Origin of the sequence: Sphaerochaeta sp. UBA5849 (assembly GCA_002432715.1) — a bacterium.
In the GTDB taxonomy this organism is placed as follows: Bacteria; Spirochaetota; Spirochaetia; order Sphaerochaetales; family Sphaerochaetaceae; genus Sphaerochaeta.
Map to the genome: position 1 here is coordinate 1 of DJGJ01000008.1, position 21,970 is coordinate 21,970.

At 53.8% G+C, this 21,970-nt stretch carries 24 protein-coding genes; 12 read left to right on the plus strand and 12 right to left on the minus strand.

From position 1 onward, the window contains the following. Positions 1-133 precede the first annotated feature (133 nt). The 5 genes from B3K89_RS01120 (at position 134) to B3K89_RS01140 (ending at position 4,865) form a co-directional block, all read left to right on the plus strand. On the plus strand, positions 134-1,963 hold the full coding sequence (locus B3K89_RS01120) for a phosphoenolpyruvate carboxykinase (GTP) (protein ID WP_293892630.1): 1,830 nt from the start codon (positions 134-136) through the stop codon (positions 1,961-1,963). Positions 1,964-2,032: 69 nt separating this feature from the next. Next, a complete protein-coding gene (locus tag B3K89_RS01125; protein WP_293892627.1) occupies positions 2,033-2,989 on the plus strand; it encodes a helix-turn-helix transcriptional regulator in 957 nt (318 codons plus the stop codon). Between the two features lie 57 nt (positions 2,990-3,046). Further along, positions 3,047-3,193, plus strand: coding sequence for a hypothetical protein (locus B3K89_RS01130; protein WP_293892624.1), 147 nt, complete (start codon positions 3,047-3,049; stop codon positions 3,191-3,193). Positions 3,194-3,195: 2 nt separating this feature from the next. After that, the gene (locus B3K89_RS01135) at positions 3,196-3,402 is read left to right on the plus strand and encodes a hypothetical protein (protein ID WP_293892621.1); all 207 of its coding nucleotides are present in this window, start codon (positions 3,196-3,198) and stop codon (positions 3,400-3,402) included. 179 nt (positions 3,403-3,581) lie between these two features. Further along, complete coding sequence (locus tag B3K89_RS01140) at positions 3,582-4,865, plus strand: uracil-xanthine permease family protein (RefSeq protein WP_293892618.1); 1,284 nt, start codon at positions 3,582-3,584, stop codon at positions 4,863-4,865. A gap of 72 nt (positions 4,866-4,937) precedes the next feature. On the opposite strand, the gene B3K89_RS01145 is transcribed toward B3K89_RS01140, so the two are convergent. Further along, positions 4,938-6,092 carry an iron-containing alcohol dehydrogenase gene (locus B3K89_RS01145; protein ID WP_293892615.1) on the minus strand — a complete coding sequence of 385 codons (1,155 nt, stop codon included), beginning with the start codon at positions 6,090-6,092 and terminating at the stop codon, positions 4,938-4,940. Positions 6,093-6,397: 305 nt separating this feature from the next. Here B3K89_RS01145 and B3K89_RS01150 point away from each other — a divergent pair, with 305 nt between their 5' ends. Next, entirely contained in the window at positions 6,398-7,282 is an 885-nt protein-coding gene (locus B3K89_RS01150) for an HRDC domain-containing protein (protein ID WP_293910738.1), read from the plus strand. Here the strand turns inward: B3K89_RS01150 and B3K89_RS01155 are convergent. Then, positions 7,254-8,183 carry a ketopantoate reductase family protein gene (locus tag B3K89_RS01155; protein ID WP_345906941.1) on the minus strand — a complete coding sequence of 310 codons (930 nt, stop codon included), beginning with the start codon at positions 8,181-8,183 and terminating at the stop codon, positions 7,254-7,256. The two genes, B3K89_RS01150 and B3K89_RS01155, sit on opposite strands and share 29 nt — an antisense overlap. Further along, on the minus strand, positions 8,180-9,250 hold the full coding sequence (locus B3K89_RS01160; RefSeq protein WP_345906942.1) for a M20/M25/M40 family metallo-hydrolase: 1,071 nt from the start codon (positions 9,248-9,250) through the stop codon (positions 8,180-8,182). Before B3K89_RS01160 ends, B3K89_RS01155 begins: the two co-directional genes overlap by 4 nt. A gap of 63 nt (positions 9,251-9,313) precedes the next feature. Between B3K89_RS01160 and B3K89_RS01165 the strand changes: the two genes are divergently transcribed. Continuing rightward, on the plus strand, positions 9,314-10,318 hold the full coding sequence (locus B3K89_RS01165; protein ID WP_293890426.1) for an aldo/keto reductase: 1,005 nt from the start codon (positions 9,314-9,316) through the stop codon (positions 10,316-10,318). Between the two features lie 109 nt (positions 10,319-10,427). Here B3K89_RS01165 and B3K89_RS01170 read toward each other — a convergent pair whose 3' ends face one another. From B3K89_RS01170 to B3K89_RS01205, 8 genes are all read right to left on the minus strand, one after another. After that, on the minus strand, positions 10,428-10,763 hold the full coding sequence (locus tag B3K89_RS01170; protein ID WP_345906943.1) for a hypothetical protein: 336 nt from the start codon (positions 10,761-10,763) through the stop codon (positions 10,428-10,430). Between the two features lie 68 nt (positions 10,764-10,831). Beyond that, positions 10,832-11,566: a FadR/GntR family transcriptional regulator gene (locus tag B3K89_RS01175; protein ID WP_293890435.1), complete on the minus strand. Its 735-nt coding sequence runs from the start codon at positions 11,564-11,566 to the stop codon at positions 10,832-10,834. A gap of 48 nt (positions 11,567-11,614) precedes the next feature. Continuing rightward, positions 11,615-12,382 (minus strand): HpcH/HpaI aldolase family protein, encoded by a 768-nt coding sequence (locus B3K89_RS01180; protein ID WP_293890438.1) that lies wholly within the window; start codon positions 12,380-12,382, stop codon positions 11,615-11,617. Continuing rightward, a complete protein-coding gene (locus tag B3K89_RS01185) occupies positions 12,379-13,302 on the minus strand; it encodes a dihydrodipicolinate synthase family protein (protein ID WP_293890441.1) in 924 nt (307 codons plus the stop codon). The genes B3K89_RS01180 and B3K89_RS01185 overlap by 4 nt, the downstream gene beginning before the upstream one ends. A 12-nt stretch (positions 13,303-13,314) precedes the next feature. Further along, positions 13,315-14,604 carry a TRAP transporter large permease gene (locus B3K89_RS01190; protein ID WP_293890445.1) on the minus strand — a complete coding sequence of 430 codons (1,290 nt, stop codon included), beginning with the start codon at positions 14,602-14,604 and terminating at the stop codon, positions 13,315-13,317. After that, positions 14,601-15,131: a TRAP transporter small permease gene (locus tag B3K89_RS01195; RefSeq protein ID WP_293890448.1), complete on the minus strand. Its 531-nt coding sequence runs from the start codon at positions 15,129-15,131 to the stop codon at positions 14,601-14,603. The genes B3K89_RS01190 and B3K89_RS01195 overlap by 4 nt, the downstream gene beginning before the upstream one ends. Positions 15,132-15,199: 68 nt before the next feature. Further along, positions 15,200-16,198 (minus strand): sialic acid TRAP transporter substrate-binding protein SiaP, encoded by a 999-nt coding sequence (locus B3K89_RS01200; protein ID WP_293890451.1) that lies wholly within the window; start codon positions 16,196-16,198, stop codon positions 15,200-15,202. Between the two features lie 323 nt (positions 16,199-16,521). Next, positions 16,522-16,977 (minus strand): YhcH/YjgK/YiaL family protein, encoded by a 456-nt coding sequence (locus tag B3K89_RS01205; protein WP_293890454.1) that lies wholly within the window; start codon positions 16,975-16,977, stop codon positions 16,522-16,524. 157 nt (positions 16,978-17,134) lie between these two features. Here B3K89_RS01205 and B3K89_RS01210 point away from each other — a divergent pair, with 157 nt between their 5' ends. Genes B3K89_RS01210 through B3K89_RS01230 form a run of 5 tightly spaced genes read left to right on the plus strand, consistent with a single transcriptional unit; the run spans position 17,135 to position 21,698 of the window. Then, on the plus strand, positions 17,135-18,610 hold the full coding sequence (locus B3K89_RS01210; RefSeq protein ID WP_293890457.1) for a phytoene desaturase family protein: 1,476 nt from the start codon (positions 17,135-17,137) through the stop codon (positions 18,608-18,610). Continuing rightward, positions 18,600-19,445, plus strand: a complete 846-nt coding sequence (locus B3K89_RS01215; protein WP_293890459.1) for a phytoene/squalene synthase family protein — start codon at positions 18,600-18,602, stop codon at positions 19,443-19,445. The genes B3K89_RS01210 and B3K89_RS01215 overlap by 11 nt, the downstream gene beginning before the upstream one ends. Beyond that, positions 19,424-20,068, plus strand: coding sequence for a carotenoid biosynthesis protein (locus B3K89_RS01220; RefSeq protein ID WP_293890461.1), 645 nt, complete (start codon positions 19,424-19,426; stop codon positions 20,066-20,068). The genes B3K89_RS01215 and B3K89_RS01220 overlap by 22 nt, the downstream gene beginning before the upstream one ends. Beyond that, complete coding sequence (locus B3K89_RS01225; RefSeq protein ID WP_293890463.1) at positions 20,065-20,955, plus strand: polysaccharide deacetylase family protein; 891 nt, start codon at positions 20,065-20,067, stop codon at positions 20,953-20,955. The genes B3K89_RS01220 and B3K89_RS01225 overlap by 4 nt, the downstream gene beginning before the upstream one ends. Before the next feature lie 2 nt (positions 20,956-20,957). Further along, positions 20,958-21,698 carry a serine protease gene (locus tag B3K89_RS01230; RefSeq protein ID WP_293890465.1) on the plus strand — a complete coding sequence of 247 codons (741 nt, stop codon included), beginning with the start codon at positions 20,958-20,960 and terminating at the stop codon, positions 21,696-21,698. On the opposite strand, the gene B3K89_RS01235 is transcribed toward B3K89_RS01230, so the two are convergent. Continuing rightward, positions 21,670-21,970 (minus strand): hypothetical protein (locus tag B3K89_RS01235; RefSeq protein ID WP_345906944.1); only part of this gene is annotated, 301 nt, incomplete at its 5' end. The two genes, B3K89_RS01230 and B3K89_RS01235, sit on opposite strands and share 29 nt — an antisense overlap.

Genomic DNA, 21,970 nt, shown 5'->3' on the forward strand with positions numbered 1-21,970 from the left:
TCCTTTTTAAGCGATTGCCCTGCGATATTGCGGGATAGACTTGATTTTAATTGTCGTCTCTGATAGAAATATAAAGTTGAACTGTAATATAAAGAATTTAATTTTGCAGTATTTTTTTTAAGAGGAGAACCCCATGAACGTCAATGACATCAAGCATGCCGGGCTCAAGAAATGGATTCTGGATTTCGCAGCGCTTACCACCCCTGATTCGATTGTAATCGCCGACGGAAGTTCCGCACAGTATGACCAGTTGGTAGCCGAGCAGCTTGCCGGTGGATACTGCGTCAAGTTGAATCCTGAAAAAAGACCAGGCAGCATAGCTTACAACTCCGATCCTTCCGATGTGGCACGAGTAGAAAATAGAACCTACATTGCAGCAAAGACCAAGGAAGCAGCAGGTCCAACCAACAACTGGATCGATCCCGTTGAGCTCAAGAAGACCATGACCGGCCTGTACAAGGGCTGCATGAAAGGTCGCACCATGTATGTCATTCCGTTCTCCATGGGTCCCATCGGTTCCCCCATCGCCAAGATCGGCGTTGAGCTGACCGACAGCCCCTACGTTGTCCTCAACATGATGATCATGACCCGCGTCGGTTTGAAGGTCCTCGATGTTCTTGGCAGTGAAGGCGAATTCGTGCCCTGTTACCACTCCGTCGGCAAGCCCCTCGCTGAAGGCGAGAGCGACAACGGCAAGTGGCCCTGTGCCCCGCTCGAAGACAAGTACATCTCCCACTTCCCCGAGACCCGTGAGATCTGGTCCTACGGTTCCGGTTACGGTGGGAATGCCCTGCTTGGAAAGAAGTGCCTTGCCCTGCGCATCGCTTCCGTCCTTGCCCACGATGAAGGCTGGCTTGCAGAGCACATGCTCATCCTCAAGATTACCAATCCTGAAGGAAGAAGCATCTTCGTCACCGGTGCTTTCCCGTCCGCCTGCGGCAAGACCAACCTGGCCATGCTCGTACCCACCATCCCCGGATGGAAGGTTGAGACCGTCGGTGACGACATTGCCTGGATGAAGTACGGCGCCGACGGCAGGCTGTATGCCATCAACCCGGAAGCTGGTTTCTTCGGTGTTGCCCCCGGCACTTCCAATGAATCCAACTACAACGCCATGGTAAGCGCTTCCAAGAACAGCATTTTCACCAACTGCGCCCTCACCGAGGACAATGATGTATGGTGGGAAGGCATCGGATACGATGCTCCGGGCAAGTTGATCGACTGGAACGGCAACGAGTGGGTGCAGAACAAGGGTGACAAGTCCCAGAAGCCTGCAGCACACCCCAATGCCCGTTTCACCGCTCCGGCAGCCCAATGCCCCAGCATTGCTCCTGAATGGGAAGACCCGAAGGGTGTGCCCATCAGCGCAATCCTGTTCGGTGGTCGCCGCCCGAAGACGATTCCCTTGGTACACCAGAGCTATGACTGGAACCACGGTGTATTCCTTGGTTCGATCGTCGGTTCTGAAATCACCGCCGCCGCTCTCGACCTCAAGGTCGGTACCGTCCGCCGCGACCCGTTTGCCATGCTTCCCTTCTGTGGCTACCACATGGGTGAGTACTTCCAGCACTGGATCAACGTCGGAAAGGCTGCCAAGGATCAGAGCAAGCTTCCCAAGATTTTCTATGTCAACTGGTTCCGCAAGACCGACGACGGCAAGTGGCTCTGGCCCGGTTTCGGTGAGAACAGCCGTGTACTGAAGTGGGTCTTCGAAGCCTGTGAAGGTACTGCAAAGTCCATCGACACCCCGATCGGCATCATGCCCACTGCAGACGCAATCGATCGTCCTGAAGGTGTGACCGTTGAGGATATGCAGCAGCTGTTGGCCGTTGATATTGATGGCTGGTTGAAGGAAGTCGAAGACATCCGCGCCAACCATTATCCGAAGTTCGGCGACAAGCTTCCCAAGGAACTTGCAACCTTCCTTGATCGGCTCGAGGCAAACCTCAAGGCCGCCAAGTAAGCAGCGTTTCATCAACATTTTTACAGCGGCTCTCCTTCACCGGAGGGCCGTTTTGTGTATACTGGGCGTATGAGCCAGATAGAACGCATTGTTTTCATCAACCGCACCATTGAGGAAGCTGGTGGGGTGAAGACCGCACACATCATGCGCGAGTTCTCCCTCTCGCGCAGGCAGGTTCTCCGTGACATCGAGTTCCTGCGCGACCAACTCAAGGCGCCCATCGAGTACGATGCAGAAAAGCATTGGTATCGATATACCGAAAGCTTTACCCTCTTTTCCAACTCCAATGAGCGGATGCTGGTGCTCAACGCCATCTTCCGCAGCCTTGCCCAGTCGCAGGGGCTGATGGGAGCGTTGACCGAGATGATCAGTGAAGGAATCGACAGCGGAGTGGAAAAGAGCTACCGCTCCCTCTCTGACAAGATTGTCTTCATCACCCCGGTTCAGGATTGGCCCGACTACGAAATCTTCAACAGGATTTGTGCGGCGATGAAGAGCGGCGAGCGCATGACCATGCACTACAAGAATGCCAACGGCGAGCTGTCCAGGCGGCATATCGAACCGCTGAGGTTGATCAACTACAGCGGTCGCTGGTATCTGGTCTCCTATGACCTGCAGCATAAGGAGCTCAGGACCTTCCACCTCAGCAGGATCCTCGATCTTTCCCGGATTTCCGGTGACCGGATGAAGGAGCGCTACAGTGATGCCGAGCTGGATGCCTTCATCCACTCCGGCTATGGCATATTCATGGGCAAGGAGGTTACCTACGTGACCTTCCGTGTCTACGGATGGGCGATCAACACGCTGGCGACCCAGACCTGGCATGCAAAGCAGAAACAGCGCTTCGTCAAGGAGGAGGGGCAGGATGCCCTGGAAGTGACGCTTCCGGTTGCAAACCTGCATGAGATCCTCTCGGCACTGCTGTTCTTCGGTCCCCAGGCACGGGCCCTCGCTCCTCCTGAGTTCGTAAATCTCTACAACCAAGCAGTTGAAAATATGCAAATTCGCATAAAAACTCCTTTGTGAGACATTCTGTGTCACACCCCCTGCCGTATGCTGTAAGCAGAAACAAGGAGGGAGTGTATGCATGAACAAACAGGAAACCTGCCGGGATGGTATGACAGGATGCTCTCATCAGTACCACTGATGGTGCTTTTTGTCTTGTGCGTCCTGATTGCTTCTCCCCTATTGCTGCTCTATGGAGCACTCTCCCCCCTGCTGAGGAGGTAAGTATGCACACACAACAAAAGAGAAATGAGAGACCGGGAAGAAAAATCGGGGCCGAGCGCAGACGGGTTGCCCGCATGATTCTTCGCGACTTCTACGAAAGCGAGCAGTTTTCAAATCTGAACCGCATGGTACAGCTTGCCATGCTGGAACTCTGCCCGGTTCAGGAAAAGGCCTGTGATCAAGAGGGCGGGGTGCGCAGATTGGCATGATGGTGCATTGTGGTGTCGGTTTTGCACATATTTTGCATATTCATGCACTCTTGCACTTCCCATGCTCCTTGAATTCTCGGTAGGATGGAGAGACTTCCTGCAAGTCATCATCCCCCCCCTGCCTGCAACTGTACCAAGAGCCTAGGTTCTTTGTGTGCGCAGGTTCAAGGAGCTCTCTGATGGCAAACCACCCATCCAGCTTTGTAAAGTATGGTCCGGCTGACAAGCCGCCACTGGGACAATGGATACCCTTAAGTATCCAGCATGTCTTCGCGATGTTCGGTGCGACCATTCTCGTGCCCATCCTTACCGGATTGAGCCCCAGTACGGCGCTCTTCACCGCTGGAACGGGAACCCTGCTTTACATCCTGATCACCGGAGCAAAAGTTCCTGCCTTCCTGGGTTCCTCATTCGCCTTCATCCCTGCCTTGATTGCGATCAGCAGCAGTTACGGGGTGGCGTATGCCATGGGCGGTGCATTCGTCTCCGGCTTGTTCTACACCTTGGTGGCGTTCATCATCAAGAAAGCCGGGCACTCGTGGTTGAACAAGGCCCTGCCTCCTGTGGTGATCGGCTCGGTCATTGTGGTCATCGGTCTCAACCTGGCACCTACTGCGATGGGCATGGCGATGAATGATGCAAACGGCAATTACAGCCTCTATCTACTCGCAGTCGCAGCTGTCACCTTGGCCCTCACTATTGTGGCAAACATCTTCGCCAAGCGGTTCTTCAGCATCATCCCGATACTCTTGGGCCTGCTTGGAGGCTACTTCTTCGCCCTCATCCTCGGCTTCATCTTCCCCCAGCATGCCTTGATCAGCTTTGCAGCAGTCAAGGAAGCCGCTTGGTTCGGTTTTCCCACCTTTGCCCTTCCAAAGTTCAATGTGGTGGCAGCTGTAACCTTCATTGTGGTATCGCTGGCAACCATATGCGAGCATCTTGGTGACACCCTGACCATTTCCAAGGTGGTGGGAAAGGATTTCTACAAGGATCCGGGTCTTGACAGAACTCTTGCCGGGGACGGCCTGGCCACACTGTGGGCATCGTTTTGGGGTGGTCCTCCGAACACCACCTATGGTGAGAACATCGGGGTGTTGGCACTTACCCGCGTGTACAGTGTCTGGGTGACCGGAGGAGCCGCCGTCGTGGCAGTATTCCTCTCCTTCTTCCCCAAGTTCGGCGCCCTGATCCAAACGATCCCCAATCCGGTGCTTGGCGGTATCTCCATGCTCCTTTTCGGCACCATCGCCTCCAGCGGCCTGAGGACTTTGGTTGATGCAGGCGTCAACTACGAGGACAAGCGCAACCTGACAATCAGCAGCGTCATCCTGGTCATCGGCATCGGTGGAGGGACCCTCTCCTTTGCCATGGGCAAGGATCTTACCTTCTCACTTGCCGGTGTTGCACTCGCCACATTGGTCGGCATCCTGTTGAACCTGGTGCTTCCAAAGACCAAGGAATAACACCTGTCAGTAAGCATTGGACATGAAAAAGCCGCTCACTTCGAGCGGCTTTTCTTGGAATACCCATGTGATTTACTTCACAGCCTTTCCGTAGTAGGCAGCCTCAAACAGCATCTTCACATCGGAGGCATTCGGCTTTCCCGGGTTGGTGAGTGTGCAGGGATCCTCCCATGCGTGCTTGCTCATGCGGTCGAGCAACTCCTTGAATTTAGCCTCGTTGAAGTCGACTTCGGTGCAATCCTTGAAGCAGGATGGGATATCCATCTTCCTGTTCATCTCCTCAATCGCCTTGGAAAGGTCTTCAAGGCCCAGCAGTTTCTCAGCATAGGCATACTTGTCGCTGTACCTGCGGTTGAAGGCGATGACATACGGCAGCAGGATTGCATTGGCAAGCCCGTGGGTGACGCCGAACTCCCCCCCGATCTTGTGGGCCATCGAGTGGACCAGCCCCAGGGAGGCATTGGTGAAAGCCATGCCCGCCAAGGCGGAAGCTTCGTGCATTGCTTCGCGGGCGCCGAGGTTCTTCGGTTCTGCATAGGCAATCGGCAGGCTCTCGAGCACCATTTTGATGGCTTGGACGGCATACGGGTCGGTGAAGGCGGTTGCCGCAGTCGAAGCAAGGGCTTCCACAGCGTGTGCCATGACATCCATACCGGTGTTGGCGGTGATGTGCTTGGGCATGGTCATCGGCAGGGCTGGGTCGAGAATGGCAATGTCGGGTACCATGTCGGCCGCCACGATGGGGTACTTGATGTGCTTTGCCGTATCGGTGATGACGCTGAAGGCAGTAATCTCGCTTGCAGTTCCACTCGTGGAAGGAATGGCGATGAATCGGGCCTTGTTGCGCAGGGATGGCATGCTGCCCGGAGTAATGATATCCTCGAAGCCGAGCTCGGGATGCTCATAGAAGCACCACATGACCTTTGCAGCATCGAGAGCGGAACCGCCTCCAATGGCTACGATCCAATCGGGACCGAAGTCGAGCATGGTTTTTCCGCCTTTGACAACCGTCTCAACCGAGGGATTTGGCTCGACGCCGTCGATGATGATCGACTCTATGCCGGCTTTCTGAAGCAGGGCGACTGCCTGCTCAAGGAATCCGAATTTTTTCATGGAGCTGCCGCCGGTTACGATGGCGGCTCGCTTGCCTTTCAAGAGGGAAAGTTTTTCAAGGGAACCTTCTCCGTAATAGATGGTTCGGGGAATGGAAAAACTCATGACACTCATAGCTCATCTCCTTGGGATATTCTGTATGAGCATAAGATATCGATATTTATTTATCGCGTTAAGAGCATTCAGGAAAATGCCCAAACATTTGTATGAAAAGCAAAACTATTGCACAATTTATTGCTGATAATATCCAATTATGTATATTTAAAAGGTAAAAGCCGGTAAAATATCCTTTTAATAGAATAACTATGCCAATAATATGCAAAAATAAACATTAATGAAAATATAAGTCGATGCGATACTTTCATTACCCATCCCCAAGAGGTTCTCACTTTCGCCTCTATTTGCTATGCTGTCTTCCTATGCGCAAGTACACCATGATCGATTCCGATGCGAAATTGTCACAACTGCAGTCCCAATGGAAAGAGAAGGGCATCACCATTGTTGCCATGGATTTTGAAGGTGAATTCAACCTGCATATCTACGGGGAACACCTATGCCTTATTCAGCTGTTTGATGGATCGGCCTATACGTTGGTCGACCCCTTTGCACTCTCCAAAGACGCCCTCAAGGCTTTCCTGGAGGATGGTTCGGTCTTGAAGGTCATGTTTGACTGTGCAAGCGACTCCGCCTTGGTGCGCAAGCAGTATGACATTCTGCTCGAAGGTGTCTACGATATTCGCGTATGCGCCCTTGCCCTTGGGTACACCGGCAACCTTACCGGTCTGGTGGAACGATATATTCCTGAAGCAGCCAAACCCAATCTTTCCAGCAAGAAGAAGAACCAGATGACCAACTGGCTTGTACGCCCGCTGAAGAACGACCAGATCGAGTATGCCCTTTCAGATGTCGAACACCTCTTGGTGCTCAAACAAATCCTCGATATAGAGGTTGCAGAGAAAGGCCTGACTGAGAAAGTCGCTCTTGAGATGCAGCAGGCAGGAAAGAGCAAGGGACCGGATAAACCGGGGTGGACGAAGTTCTCGTCATGGAAGTATCTGTCCCGCGAAGAGAAGGTCTTCTTGAAGCACTTCTTCCTAGCCCGCGATGAGCTTGCCCGCAAGTACAACGTACCTGCCGTCAGAATACTGGAGAAGCATCTGTTGTTGCAGATGGCCAAGAATGTACCGACTTCGGATGCCGACTTCCATGTCTACTGCAACAACTGCAATGTCAAAAAACTCACTGAACTGACAAGCAAGCTCAAGAGTGCAAAAGTCAATGCCCTTGCCGAGCTTGGCCGTTGAGCTGCATATGCTCCTTGGCCTGGACCAAAAGCGATAATGCCTTGCAGGTCGGGGTGGCTATGCCATGTTTTTCGCCCAGCTTGATCACAGTCCCGCAGAACCAGGCGTTTTCAGTTTTCCTTCCAGCCTCCATATCCTGACACATGGATGTCTTCCCCTCCGAACCGAGGTTGCAGACGATTCTGTGGTTCTGCTCGATCAGGGAGTCTGGAAGCAGTACTCCTTCCTTCGCTGCCACCATCTGCACTTCCTTGCAGATCAAATGAGCCAGCTCGAGTACCGCACTCTGGTCGAAGTCTGCATAGGTCGCATACAGGAGGCTGCTGATCGTATTGTAGGTTGTGTTGAGCATGAACTTGTTCCACATCTCCAACTGGATATCCTCGGGTACGAGATAGGAGATGCCTGCCTTCTCGAAGAGGTCGGCGATCGCCGTAACCCGTCTGCTGACCTTGTTGTCCTTCTCCCCGAATACGATGCGTCCTTCGGCGGTGTAGGTGATGGCATTGCCTGTGTGGGTGGAGTTCAGTCCGACGGCGAAGCTGTACAGCACTTTCTCCTGGCCGAACTCCGCTGCAAGGATCTGCTCACTCTCGATGCCGTTGAGCAACGAGAGAATGGCAGTATCAGGTCCGATGGAGGACCTCATCAATCCGATGGCATCTTCAAGGTGATGGTTCTTGGTTGCAAGAATGATCAAGTCGGCTGGTTTGGCCTCCTCGGGCGTGCAGTAGCGAAAGGGAGCACGCTGTCCATTGAGGATGATGCCATCGCTCTCATAGCGCTGTCTGCGCGTTTCGTCGACCAGAAAGCAGACATGCTCCCTGCCCAGCAGATTGTGCAGCCGCAGGCCGTAAAGGGCTCCTACCGCCCCGCATCCGATAAGGGTGATGTTTTTCATAGCGTAGCCAACTCCAAAACCAGCGAAAGCAGTCGCTTCAGTTCTTCGATGGGAATGTACTCGCTTGTCGTATGCGCCTCCTCGTAGCCGATGCTGCACACCAAGGTGGGAATGCCAAGCTCATTGAGGATGTTTGCATCGCTTCCGCCCAACGTGGGCTCTTCACGGTAGGGGAGTCCGAGCTTGGTGCACGCTCGCCGGAAGGTTGCCAGAACAGGGCTGTCGTGGTGATGGTGATAGACCTCATAGAGGTGTTCGTGCTGTATTTCAACCCTCCCTCCATGCCTTTGGGCTGCATCCTGGAGAGCTTGTTTCATCTTGTCGGTCTGCTTCTTAAGCTTGGCATTGTCCAGGCTGCGGGCCTCGAAGACGAGCTGGGCCTTGTCACAGACAATATTCTTTGCCCCGGGGGCTATGAAGGAGCCGACGTTGGCGGTGGTCTCGCTGTCGATGCGTAGCAGCGGCATGGCACTTATTGCATCACTGGCCATCTGGATGGCGCTGATGCCGCTTTCGGGTTTGAAGCCGGCATGGGCTCCCTTTCCATGGAAAACGGCCTCGATTTTGTCGTAGGAGGGAGCGGCCGTGACGGCCAGACCCACACACTGTGAAGCATCAAAGGTGAAGCCGTACTGGACGGCTGAGAGCTTGTCGATCTCAAGCCGCTTGGCTCCGAGCAGGCCCTGTTCCTCGGCGGTGGTGAAGAGAATGACGAGGTTCGGATGGGCAAGCTGCTTCTCCTTGATCGTCCGCAAGGCGGTAAGGATGGCGGCGACGGCTGCCTTGTCATCGGCCCCGAGTGCTGTCGTCCCATCGGTTTTGATGACTCCGTTCTCGATGACCGCCTTCGCCCCTCGTGCCAGCTCGACCGTATCCATATGGGCGTTGAGCAGGATGGTGGGGCCCTCTCCCATTAGATAGCCGTAGAGATTTCCCGCTTCGTCATAGTCGGTGCTCAGTCCTGCCTCAAGCAGTGCATGCTCGAGCAACAAGGAAATCTTCTGCTCCTCGAAGGAGGGTGAATCGAAGGCAACCAAATCAAGGAATGTGTCCATAAGAGTTTGCATGTTCCGACTATAGCACAGGAAAAATTGCTTTGACCACACCTTTGTGTGTTGTATAGTGTAGCTATGAACACCTATACAGCAGCACAGACACGTTATGATGGTATGCAGTACCGCTATGCAGGACACAGTGGTTTGAAACTTCCTGTTCTCTCGTTGGGCCTTTGGCACAACTTCGGTGACGGCGTTGACGATGCAGTATGCCGTCAGATGATCGCCACCGCATTCGATCATGGGATAACCCATTTCGACCTTGCCAACAACTATGGGCCTCCGGCCGGCAGTGCCGAAGTCAGGTTTGGGAGAATGCTCTCGGAGCAGTTCGGCGCCTATCGCGATGAGATGCTTATTTCCACCAAGGCAGGCTATTACATGTGGCCCGGTCCCTACGGGGATTGGGGAAGCCGCAAGTATCTGATCGCCAGCTGTGATGCAAGCCTGAAGCGCATGGGCCTTGAGTATGTGGATATTTTCTATCACCACCGTCCCGATCCCAATACCCCGCTTGAGGAGACGATGGGAGCCCTTGCCCAGCTGGTAAGGCAGGGAAAGGCGTTGTATGTAGGAATCTCCAACTACCATAGAGCGGAGGCCGTGAAGGCCATTGCCCTTTTGAAAGAGCTTGGCTGTCCTTGCGTGTTGAACCAGGTCCGTTACTCCCTGCTGGACCGCTGGGTCGAGGATGACCACCTTCTTGATGGGATGAAAGGCGAGGCGGGGGCCATCTGCTTCTCGCCCCTCGCCCAGGGCTTGCTTTCAGACCGTTACCTCGAGGGGACCATCCCCCCTGATTCCCGTGCAAGCAAGAGTCATTTCCTCAAGCCGGAAACGATCACCAAAGAGCGGGTGGAGTTGCTCAACGGCCTGAACACCATTGCCCGAAAACGCGGGCAGAGCCTGTCCGAGATGGCCATCTCCTGGCTATTGGTGGACAAGCGGGTCACCAGCGTGCTCATCGGAGCCAGCAGTGCCGAACAAGTGAAGGTGAACCTGAAGGCGGTGGGAAAGAGCCCTGATTTCAGCCAAGAGGAACTCTCCTCCATCGATGAACTGTGCATGAGGTGGAAATAAGCATCTGAGTGGATGCAGCTGAAGTAGATGCCCGAACGATAGGCAGCAGCGATTGCAAACCATACGGGCTTTTGTGCATCAGCTGGTCCCCGGTGACGAGAATGGCCTTCTACAGGTAGCTTTTCGCCAGATCGACCTGCTCAGAGTTGAACAGCTCATCGGTGAATAGCGAAAGCACATGGTAGTGATCGACCATCTGGTCCTTCATGAGGTTGCACAAGAGCTCAAAGAGCCACACGGCGTAGTTGGAAAAAATGTTCTCGTCCTGCAGATTGACTGCAGTGGTGAGGAAGCTGAAATTATACAGGATATCCTGGAACATCAGCTGCTTGCGTCGCTCGTCCATTTCAAGAGAGAGCTTGGAGTCGGTTGCAAATTGCTGGTCGAAGACTTTCTGGGCCAAGGTTATGAGCTTTGGGTCGATGCCCGAAAGGAGAAGACTCATGGATTGCCTCCTGATGAGAGTCCACCCCCAAGCTTATCAGTAATGGTCACATTGGATACCTGCAAACGTCAGGAGCTGCTTTCCTTATTCGATGCACCTTGTTTGTCAAAGAATTGGACGTTGAGGCTTGAGACTCTCAGGTGGTCGACCATTGCCTGGTGGACCGCCTTTGCATCCCGGTTGAGCAGGGCCTGGTAAATCTCCCGGTGACGCTTGATTGCATCTTCGATGCCGCCTTCGATGAGGATGCCTTTTCCCATGTAGTCACGCAAAAGGGAGGTGAGCACCCCGACGAACATGCTAAGCAGCTCATTGCCGGTGGCCTGGGCGATGGCGATATGGAACTGTTCGTCCAGCTTGACCCGCTCCTTGAGCGGAAGGCTCTTGTCCTCGAACTTGGACAGGATCCTGTCCATCTCCTTCAACTGCTCGTCGGTGATGCATTTCACCGCCTGGTCCACGGAGCTGAGCTCCAAAATTTCGCGCATCTGTGTCAGGTCGTCGCTCTTGATGCGGTCGACCTGCATGATGCGGTTGATGGCATTCATGACGGTATCGTTTTCCGGTCGGGTGATATAGGCTCCACTGCCGTTCTTGAGCGTGATCAAGCCCCTTTCCTGCAGCAGCTTGAGAGCTTCCCGGATGACCGGTCGGCTGACATTGTACTGCTTGGCAAGCTTCATCTCTCCTGGAAGTTTCTCAGCCACTTTACTGGTGGGAGAGGAGAGGATCACCTCCTCCAGATGGTCTGCAATCTGCTGGCTGAGGTTTACCCGTGAGAGTGAGAAGTGTGAAATGTCCATGGGAACCTCCTCCTATCCAGTCATCTTACTAAATTCGGACCCCTGCATCTAGGTTCTACCAACCATTGCAAAGGTTCTCTTGGCTCCTTGATGGAGAAAGGAGATATCATCGCCGCAGCTGATGAAATCCACTCCCATCTCTTGGTATATCCTGATCGTCCTCTCATCCGGCCCGATCGAGACACCGACCGGCTTGTCAGCCTTCTTGGCTGCCTTGACCACCTGGTTTGCAAGTGCAAGCACCTTCTCGTTCAGGCTGTCGCCGAGCAGGCCGATGGAGGCCGAAAGGTCGTTCGGGCCGATGATCACCGCATCGAGGGCGGGCAGGGCTAGTATTGCCTCAATGCGCTGTACCGCCCGTATGTGCTCGATCTGGATGATCCTGACAAAACTCTCCCTGCTTGCAGAAAGGTAGGTTTTCAAATCCTGTTGATTATACGCTATGGCGCGCCTGGGACCGAACCCCCGAGTTCCCTCCGGTGGATACAGGCAGAGTTCCAAAACCTTTCGGGCTTCAATCTCGTCCATCACCTGGGGGATGATGATGCCGTCGATGCCCATCTCAAGGACATACTTGATGTCTTGCATCTGCTGGCCCGCTGCCCGTACAAAGGCTGCAGCCCCGCCGGCATTGGCCGCCATGACATGAAGCAGAAGATTCTGCTTGTCAAACGGCCCATGCTCGGCATCGATCCAGATGAAGTCGTAGCCATAGCGGGCAAGAGCTTCGGTGATGGCAGGGTCATTGAGAAATACGTGCCCGCCCAGAACTGAACCCGACTTCAACCTGGTGCGAAACTCAGAGCCCCGGTTCATAGCTTGAGCCCCAAAAGCGTGCGCATCTCCGCTTCCATTCTGATCAGGCTCTGAATCTCCAACCGGGCATTCTCGTTGAGCAGGGAGACAGGCTTGGAGCGGGTGACCAGGCTCATCGGTACATCGGTGAGGTCGTAGTGGTATTTGGCATTGATGGGATAGGCTCGTGCTTCGGTGACTGCAGCAACGGTAAGGAAGTCCATGACCTTGCGTGCAAGGACGGGTTCCGTTTTGAAGTGCTCATACATCCACTTGTAGATGTCGATGTGGAAGTTCGCCATAACCCCGTTGTAGCCGACATAGCCTGCGATCCAGGAGTCCAGAAGGGTGGCGGTGTTGGCGTTGAACAGGGCCAGCTTGGTTCCCTTGACCAGTTCGACACGGCGTTTCTCGATTTTCAGGGAACAGGAGACGTCCTTGAGGAAGACCAGCTTGTCTTCCTTTGCAGCCCAGGCCAAAAAATCGTCGGTAAGCAGCCTCAGATAGGGATAGGGGCACTCATACAGGCCGAAGGTGACATCGGGAAGCTGCTCAAAGATGTCTTGGGCGTTGGCATTGAAGACCGAGCTGTCCTCGTCGGCCTTTGCCAGGCGGTTGGAGACCAGCACCACGGCATCGACTCCTGTCTGGGCCATGGCTCCCAGCTCATCGATCTGTTGTTTGTGGTCGTCGCTGGTATGGCCGCTTGCGATGACCTTTACCCGGCCTTCGGCAGCCTCGACGACCGCCTTGGCTATATCGAGCTTCTCCTGTGGGGAGAGAAAGAACATCTCGCTGGACTGGCAGACGGCGAAGATGCCGTCGGCGCCCCGGTCGATATACCAGTTGGCAAGAGCCTTCACTGCCGGAAAGTCTACCTTGTTGTCAGCAGTGAAGGGGGTGATCATGGTCGGCCAGCAGCCGTTATAGGGTGTTTTCATTGACATAACTCCTTAGATGAGTCCTGCAGCACGAGGCAGGAAGAGCGTGATCTCGGGGATGTAGGTGATCAGGACAAGGACGATCAGCATGACCACCAGCGGCCAGATGATTTCCTTCATGACTCCCTTCAGCGGTGTCCCCGAAATACCGCTGGTGATGAACAGCAGCATGCCGAACGGCGGGGTGGAGAGGCCTACCATCATGTTGAAGGTGACTACCAATCCGAAGTGGATCATGTCGATGCCCAGAGCATTGGCGACAGGAATCATGATGGGGACGAAGACCAGCTGGATGGTGGAGGTGTCCATGAACATGCCCAGGATCAGGATTACGATGTTGACCATCAGCATGAAGGTCCATTTGCTGCTCGTGATACTCAGTATCCAGTTGCCGATGTTGGTTGCCAGCTGCTCTCGGGCGACGATGTAGCTGATGATGGTGGCAGCCCCGATCATGATGCTGGTTGCCCCGACATCCTTGATGGTGGTCTTGATCACTTCGTACAGGTCCTTTATTCCCATCGCCCTATAGGCAAAGACCGAGACCAGCATGGCATACAGACCTGCAATTGCTCCTGCCTCGGTTGGAGTCATCACCCCGGTATAGATGCCCACCAATAGGATTACGGGAGTGAGCAGGGCGGGAAGCGCCTTGATGGTGAAGGCGAGAAACGTCGTCCAGACAATTTTTTCACCTCTGGGGTAATTTCGCTTCTTGGCAACAATGGCAACGTAGATCATTAAAAAGAGGGCGAGGAGAATCGCAGGAACCATGCCGCCCATGAACAGCGCTCCTACCGAGGTTGAAGAGAGCATGGCATAGATGACCAAGGGAATGGATGGCGGGAAAATCGGTCCGATGGTTGCAGAGGCTGCGGTGATGGCGCAGCTGAACTCCGGATCGTACCCATCGTCCTTCATTGCCTGGATCTCAATCTTTCCCAGGCCTGCGGCATCGGCGATGGCCGATCCGGTCATCCCGCTGAAAATCAGGGAGGCAAGGACGTTGACCTGGCCGAGTGCTCCCCGCATCCGCCCGGTCAGCCCGCCTGCGAACTTGAAGATCATGTCGGTTACCTTGCCGCTGTTCATGACGTTGGCGGTGAATATGAAGAGCGGGACTGCGATGATGACGTAGTTGGTGTAATAGGTGTTCATGACCTGGTTGACGACCAGGCTCAGGTCGGCGCCCTTTACCAAAAGGTAGCATGCAGCCGAGGCAAGCATGCCCAGGGCGATGGGCATCCTGAGAATGAAGATCAGGATGAATACAAACAGGGTGATGAATAAGGGGAAACTCATTTCTTTACCTCCCCGAGCAATGGATCGTAGCTGTGGTCGACACTATCGGAAAGTTTACCGGTAATGACCTTCCAATCCTCCAGGACCGGCTTGATGCTGTAGCCGATGATGGACAGGAGAAAATAGGTGAAGGGGAGGAAAATCCAGGTGTAGGAGACACGCAGGACCGGGGTTTTCTGGAAACCCAAAAAGAAGGCGTACTTGAAGGAAGGGATGACCATCAAGGCGAAGGTGATGATGATCAACAGGTTCCCCAGCAGGCGGGCCCAGGCAGCCACTTTGGGGCTGTAGGCTTCGTAGAGCATGGTGAACTGGACGTGTCCCTTGCGACGCATGGTATAGCAGGCTCCGAGGATGACCGACCAACAAAATCCAATGACGATCACGTCCTGGGTCCAGGTAAGAGGATGGTTGACCACATACCTGAAGAATACTTGCAGGATGAATGCCAGAAACAAGAAGATAAAGGAGATGACCGGAATGTAGACTTCCATGATCTCTCTCAGCAACAATGCCAGTTTTTTCATGTGGTTGGTCTCCTGTTCAATTGCAAGAAGAAACCCGGGGCAGGCAGCCCCGGGTTGTAAGTGTTTGCTTACTTGCCAGCTGCTACGACTTTTTCGAACATGTCCTTATCCCAGCTCTTAGCATAAGGACTTGCCAGATACTGTGCCAAAACGTGCTCGGCGAATGCATCCAGGTCGGCATAGTAGACCTTCAGGCCTGCGCTCTTGAAGAACTCGACCAGTTCAGCCTCAGCCTTGAGGTTGGTGGTGTCGCAATACTCGATGCCGGCCTTCACCCCTTCCATGACCCAAGCCTTCTGTTGCTCGGAAAGGGACTGCCATTTTGCTTCGTTGATGGCGGGCCATACAGAGTCAACCAGGTGGTTGGTGATGGTGATGGACTTGGTGACTTCATAGAACTTGGCGTTCTTGGTGGACGGGAGCGGGTTGTCCTGGCCGTCGACGGTCTTGGTCTGCAGGGCCATGTACAGCTCGCTGAATGAAATCGGGGTCGGATTGGCGCCCAAGGCCTTGCCCAGGAAGATCCAGGAGTCGGAGTTCGGCATTCTCAGGTTTACGCCTTTGAGGTCGGCCGGGGTCTTGATCTCCCTGTCCTCGACCAGGTTGAGTTGGCGGGTTCCGAGATACTGTGCACCGAGGGGGCGGATTCCCTGCTCCTTGGCGATGCGGTCGAACACCTCAGCTCCGATGGGGCCGTTGAGTACGCTGGTCATGTGGTCGTAGCTCTTGAAGATGTAGCCGGCGGTGAACATGGACACCCATGGGCTTCCATCGGTCAACCACGAAGCTGCAGTGGCGGTCATGTCGGCCTGGCCGCTCTTGACTGCCGAGACTTCCTGCTCCTGCTTGAACAGCGAGGCGGAGTCATAGGTGAGAACCTTGATCTGTCCATTGGAAACACGTTCGACGGTTTCCTTGAATACGCGCATGGCACCGGCGTGTGCATCGGTGGGGACTGCGGTCATGGTGTAGACCAGTTCAACGGGTTTGACTTCAGTTGAAGCTTGCGCGAATGCCATGGGAAGCACCAGGGCGGCCAGCAACAGGGTGACGATTACTTTCTTCATTGTTTCCTCCTCAGGACCGCAAAGCGGCTAACAATGTTCGATGCGTTTCCCGGCGTATGCCAGGAAGAAAATCTGCTTAGCTGTAAAGCTGTCTTACAGGTTAATAATTGCATGGGATTTCCCATCTGTCAAATGGAAATTTTACCTGTATAGAGAAAGTTTTGTCTCGCGTTCCCGAAGCAGAAGGAAACAGGTCAGCGATGCCGCCAGCACATCCGAGAGCGGAAAGGAGAACCACAGGCCCGTCGAGCCAAAGAGGGAAGAGAAGATGAACTGCAGGGGCAGGAGCAGAAGAAATTGTCTGCTGGTCCACCTTCTTCGGTTCAGGATGGAAGAATCTTGAAAACCACCTTCACCACTTCGGTCGACTTGCCATCGACCAGGTTGGGGGCATGCGGTTCGCCTGGGAAAAAGAGGGCGAAGGTTGTGGTATCGGCGTGGTAGCTTACCTGTTTCCTGCCTTTTGAAAACATTGCTTCCTTTGCCCGATCATACTCCTGTACTGTCTGAAGTCCATCCTTGGATGCGATGTCCATCCGTTCAAAGCCGGAGAGGAGGATCTGCACATCAACCTCCTTCTGATGGATCTCATAGATATCACTCTCGGTCTTTTCCGTATGGTAGGTGAAGAGGTTGTAGCGTACCGACGGATTATCGGTCGTATAGCTTCCAAAGCTTTGGTCCTTCAGTACTCCACTCTCCAAAATCGAACAGACCGTTTCCAATGCGGGAAGGGAAGGTATATAGCGCCGTAGGTCGCTGAGTTTGTCAATAATCATCGCTGAATCTCCTTGTCTCAAGCATATCCAAACGAATGCATTTGGGAAAGGAGGAAGAAAGAGGCAACTCGATTCTTATTATTCGGAATAGTTCTTTTTAAGTATTGGAGTGCAGTTTCTCCTTGATTTTCCTCTGCCAACACCATAGGATTTGCCTATGGGAAAACAAGCTTTAGTCATCGGTGGAGGCTTTGGAGGCCTTAGTGCAGCAGCTCTGCTTGCACGCGATGGGTTTACGGTAACGGTGGTTGAGAAAAACGAGCAGCTCGGCGGCCGTGCCCGTTATTGGCACAAGGATGGCTTTACCTTCGACATGGGACCGTCCTGGTATCTCATGCCCGAAGTATTCGAACGCTACTTTGCCCTCTTTGGAAAAAAGCGGGAGTCGTACTACGAGCTCAAACCCTTGGGCCCCTACTACAAAGTGTTTTTTGGAGACCAGGAGGTTGAACTCACCGCGGATTTTGACAAGAATGCCGAACTTTTTGAAACCTTTGAAAAAGGCGGAGGCCAGGCCCTGAAAGCCTACATGGAGCAATCGACATACAAGTATGATGTTGCCATGGAGGATTTCTTGTACCGGGACTACAAGCATATCGGCCAGTTCTTCAACAGGCGCCTGATGACCGAAGGCCTGAAGCTTGGCGTACTCGGCAAGCTCGACTCCTTCGTTTCAGGCTATGTCCAAGACCGCAGGGCCAAGCAGATCCTCGAGTATGCCATGGTGTTTTTGGGCACCAATCCCGCCCAGGCTCCAGCCCTCTATTCCATCATGAGCCATGTCGACCTCAAGTTGGGCGTATTCTTCCCCAAAAAAGGCATGGCCGGGGCTGCCGAAGGGTTTGTCAACCTTTGCCAAGAGCTTGGAGTACATCTACTCACCGACACCGAGGTCACCAGCATAGTCACCAAGGATGGAAAGGCTGTCGGGGTTGAGACGACCAACGGCTACTTTGCAGCCGATGTAGTTGTCAGCTCAGCCGACTATCACCATACCGAGACGGCTTTGATCAAGAAAGAGGAGCGAACCTACTCGGACTCCTACTGGAAAAAGCGCGTCGTCGCTCCCTCCATGTTCATCGCCTACCTTGGAATCGGACGCGAACTCAAGGGTCTTGAGCATCACAATCTCTACTTCGCAAAGGATTGGAACGGCCATTTCGATGACATTTTCAAGCAGCCCGCATGGCCGGACCAAGATCCCTGTTTTTACCTTAGCTGCATAACCAAGACCGATCCAAGCTCTGCGCCCCAAGGCTGTGAGAATGTCTTTTTGCTCGTCCCGGTTGCCCCCGGCCTTGCCGATACCGACCAGCAGCGGGAGGCGTATTTTGCAATGATGGTCGAGCATGTAAAAAAGGTCACCGGTGAGGATCTGGGCAAGGATGTCCTGGTAAAGCGGTTGTACACCCATCGGGATTTCATCCAGGATTACCATGCCTACAAGGGCACGGCCCTGGGTCTGAGTCATACACTCTTCCAAACAGCAGTGTTCCGCCCCAGACACCAAGCCAAGAAGGTGCCGAATCTGTACTACACAGGCCAGTATACCCATCCGGGCGTAGGGGTCCCGATGGTACTCATTGCAAGCGAATTGATAGCCAAGGAAATCCAAGAAACGTATGGTCGCTGAGAAACATGAACAAATTTTCAGAAACGGGAGCAAGACCTATTACTTCAGTTCCTATTTCTTTCCCCCTGCTGTTCGCAGGGATGTCTATGCCTTGTATGGGTTTGTCAGGGTGGCTGACAACCTGGTGGACGACCAGCCGGTCGATCCAGCGGCTTTTCACGCCTTCCGTAGAACCTACACAGAGGCGCTTACGTCGGGTAAAGCGAGTGGCGATGTAATCATCGATGCTTTTCTGGAACTGCACAGGCGCAAGCACTTCAATCCTGCCTGGACCGAGGCGTTTCTGGACTCCATGGAGCACGACCTTTCAAGCTCCACCTGTGAAACCCTCGACGAGGTGCTCACCTACATCTATGGTTCGGCCGAGGTCATCGGTCTCTATATGGCAAGGATCATGGACCTGAGTGAGAAAGCCTCCGGCTATGCTGCGATGCTTGGACGGGCGATGCAGTACATCAATTTCATCCGTGACATTCAGGAAGACCTAGAAATTGGAAGGCGCTACCTGCCACTCGGCAAGAGCTCTCTTTCCTCCTTGGACAGTGCATATACTCAGAAGCATCCCCTGCAGTTCAAGGCTTTCATCCGTGAAGAGGTCAAACGGTACCAGCTCTGGCAGAAAGAGGCGGAAAAGGGGTATGGTTATATTCCAAGACGGTATCGCATCCCGATTATGACCGCTGCGGACATGTACTGCTGGACCGCACAGCAGATAGCCAAGGATCCTTTCATCGTCTATGAGAAGCGGGTCAAGCCGCCGAAGTCGAGGATACTGAGAAAGGGTATAGCCCACACTCTAGGAGTCGCCCTGCCATGCAGAATCTTGAAAAGATAGAACGCCTGACTCTCCTTTTGCTGATACCGATTTATGCCATCGGCCTGGTGTTGCACACACTTGATGCAACACTGCCGATAATGCTGTCCTTCACCCCCTATACCATTTCAGCCACCTCAATTTTGGGATTCTTCTTTGAAGTGAAAGCCCGCAATTCCCGCCTGCTCTTTTGGGCGGTGCTCACCTTCCTGCTCACTCTGGTACTGGAAATAATCGGGGTTGCCACCTCCTTGGTCTTTGGTGCGTATACCTACGGACCGACGCTTGGGCTGAAATTGCTGGGCGTACCGCTTCTGATCGGCGTCAACTGGACGCTTATTATTTTGGGCATTGTACAGGTAACAAGCACAAAGATTGCAAATCCCTGGCTGGCTGCCTTGGCAACAGCTTCTTTGACCGTACTCTTCGACTATGTAATGGAGCCGGTGGCCATCGCCTTCGACTACTGGAGTTGGGCAGGTGGAGACATTCCGCTTCAGAACTACCTTGCATGGTTTTGCATCGCCTTTGTCTTTGCTTTTATGTTTGCCAAGCAAAAGCTGGCTGCCGTCAACAGGGTTCCCACCCTGATCGTCGTCGTCCAATTCGCCTTCTTTGCCGGTTTGAGGGCCTTCGCTGTATGAAACACTCCATCCTGATTATCCTACTTGTTTCGCTCATGTTCGGCCTCTCTGCCGAGGTGATTCCCGAACAACAAAGTGCTCCTCTTATTCGGAATGATGAGGCTCCTGCGGTGAGGTACTGGAGCACCCGTGATCAGGGTTTGCTACCCGTCCAAACCCTTGTGGGCTTTGACACGCCGAGCCAAGTACCCCCGAGAAAGGATCCCAAGCTTTTGGTGGTTCTTTATCACAATATCGTCTTCGGGCGTACGGGCAATGTCTATAACCGTGACCTGTACAATTTCGAGCACGACCTGGCTTTTCTCAAACGGAATTTCACCATCACCAATTTCAGGGCGATTCTGAATGGTACGTCTTTGGCAAAAACCGACCAAGTGATCATTACCTTCGATGACGGTGATCTCTCCATCTATGCCATCGTCTACCCGCTCTTTCGCCAGTATGAGCTAGAGGCGACCATCTTCCTGGTTCCCAACTTCATCGGGGAAGTCGGCTATATGAGCTGGGACCAGATTCGGGAGATGAGTGATTACCGAACCAGTTCCGGCAGGAAGCTTTTCTTCTTTGAATCTCACTCACTGACGCATCGAATGATGGCAGAGCTCTCTGTCGAGGAGATCCGCCATGAGCTTCAGGCCTCCAAGCAGATCATCGAAGAGCAAACCGGCGAGCCGGTGACAGTCCTTGCCCTTCCGTTCGGAAATGGTGCGGGGGAGAGTAAAATCATCAATGAGGCCCGTAATGCAGGCTATCAGGCCATCAGGACCAGCATCGCCGAGGTGGTACCGACAAAGAGCATACACGCTTGGTCCATCGGCGCAATGAATGTTGAGAATTACAGCACCGATGTCTTTGTACAGAAGGTGCTCGCCTTGACCGGGAGGTAGGTATGAAAGCTACATTGCTTGCATTGGCGTTGGTAAGTTTGCTTTCCTGCACCCTGTATGCACAGGATGCTCCCATATTGAAGACCGGTCCGAGGGAGCTGGAGTTCGGGAATCTGCACTGGAGGTTGAAATCCAGCCTGACTCCTACTGCTCCCGGACCGAACTACTTTCGGGGAACCGAGGACGCGGTCTGGGTCGACGAGTGGGGCCTGCACCTGACCATTGCTGAGCAGCAGGGCCGCTGGTGGGCTACCGAGATATTCACCCGCGAACGGGTAGGCTACGGCACCTATACCTTCACCGTTGAGACCGACATCGAGCAGTACGATCCGAATGTGGTTGCAGGCTTCTTTACCTGGGATACCTCACCGCAGGAGTACAACCGGGAGATAGACATTGAGTTTGCCGCCTGGGGTCAGCGTGATGGCACCAAGTTTCAGTATGTAGTCCAACCCTATACCGATTCCTCCAGGATTTTTGTTTTCAAGCCTGAACTGAACGGCACCGCAACCACCCACCGCATCGTCTGGACCAAGGAAGGAGTTGCGTTCTCCTCCTACCATGGAAATGTGGATCCCGACTTACAAGAAAGTGACGCGATGCGCATAGCGCGTTGGACGTATCCAGCCGCGCCTACACCGGGACGGGTTCGGTTTCGCATCAACTTCTGGCTCTACCAGGGCAATGCACCCCTAAGACCCGCCCACATGGTCATTACTGCGTTTTCTTTTGAGCCCCTTTAAAGCCGGTTCTCACCTGGGTTCCCCATCCACGGTTCTTGCGCATTGCACTGAAGTATGCGCTTACCCGCCACAAGCTGATGACCTGACGCACCCCGAAGTTCTCAACGATTGCCATCCACACCAAACGCAGCATGTCCTTATTGGAGTAAAGCGGACGGTCGTATTCGCTGATAAGCAGGGCTGACAAGGAGACCAACATCCCTAAGAGGATGGTCGAAGTGAACAGGGCTAGGGCTATGGGGAGATTGATCGTGTCAGTCCGTACAAATACG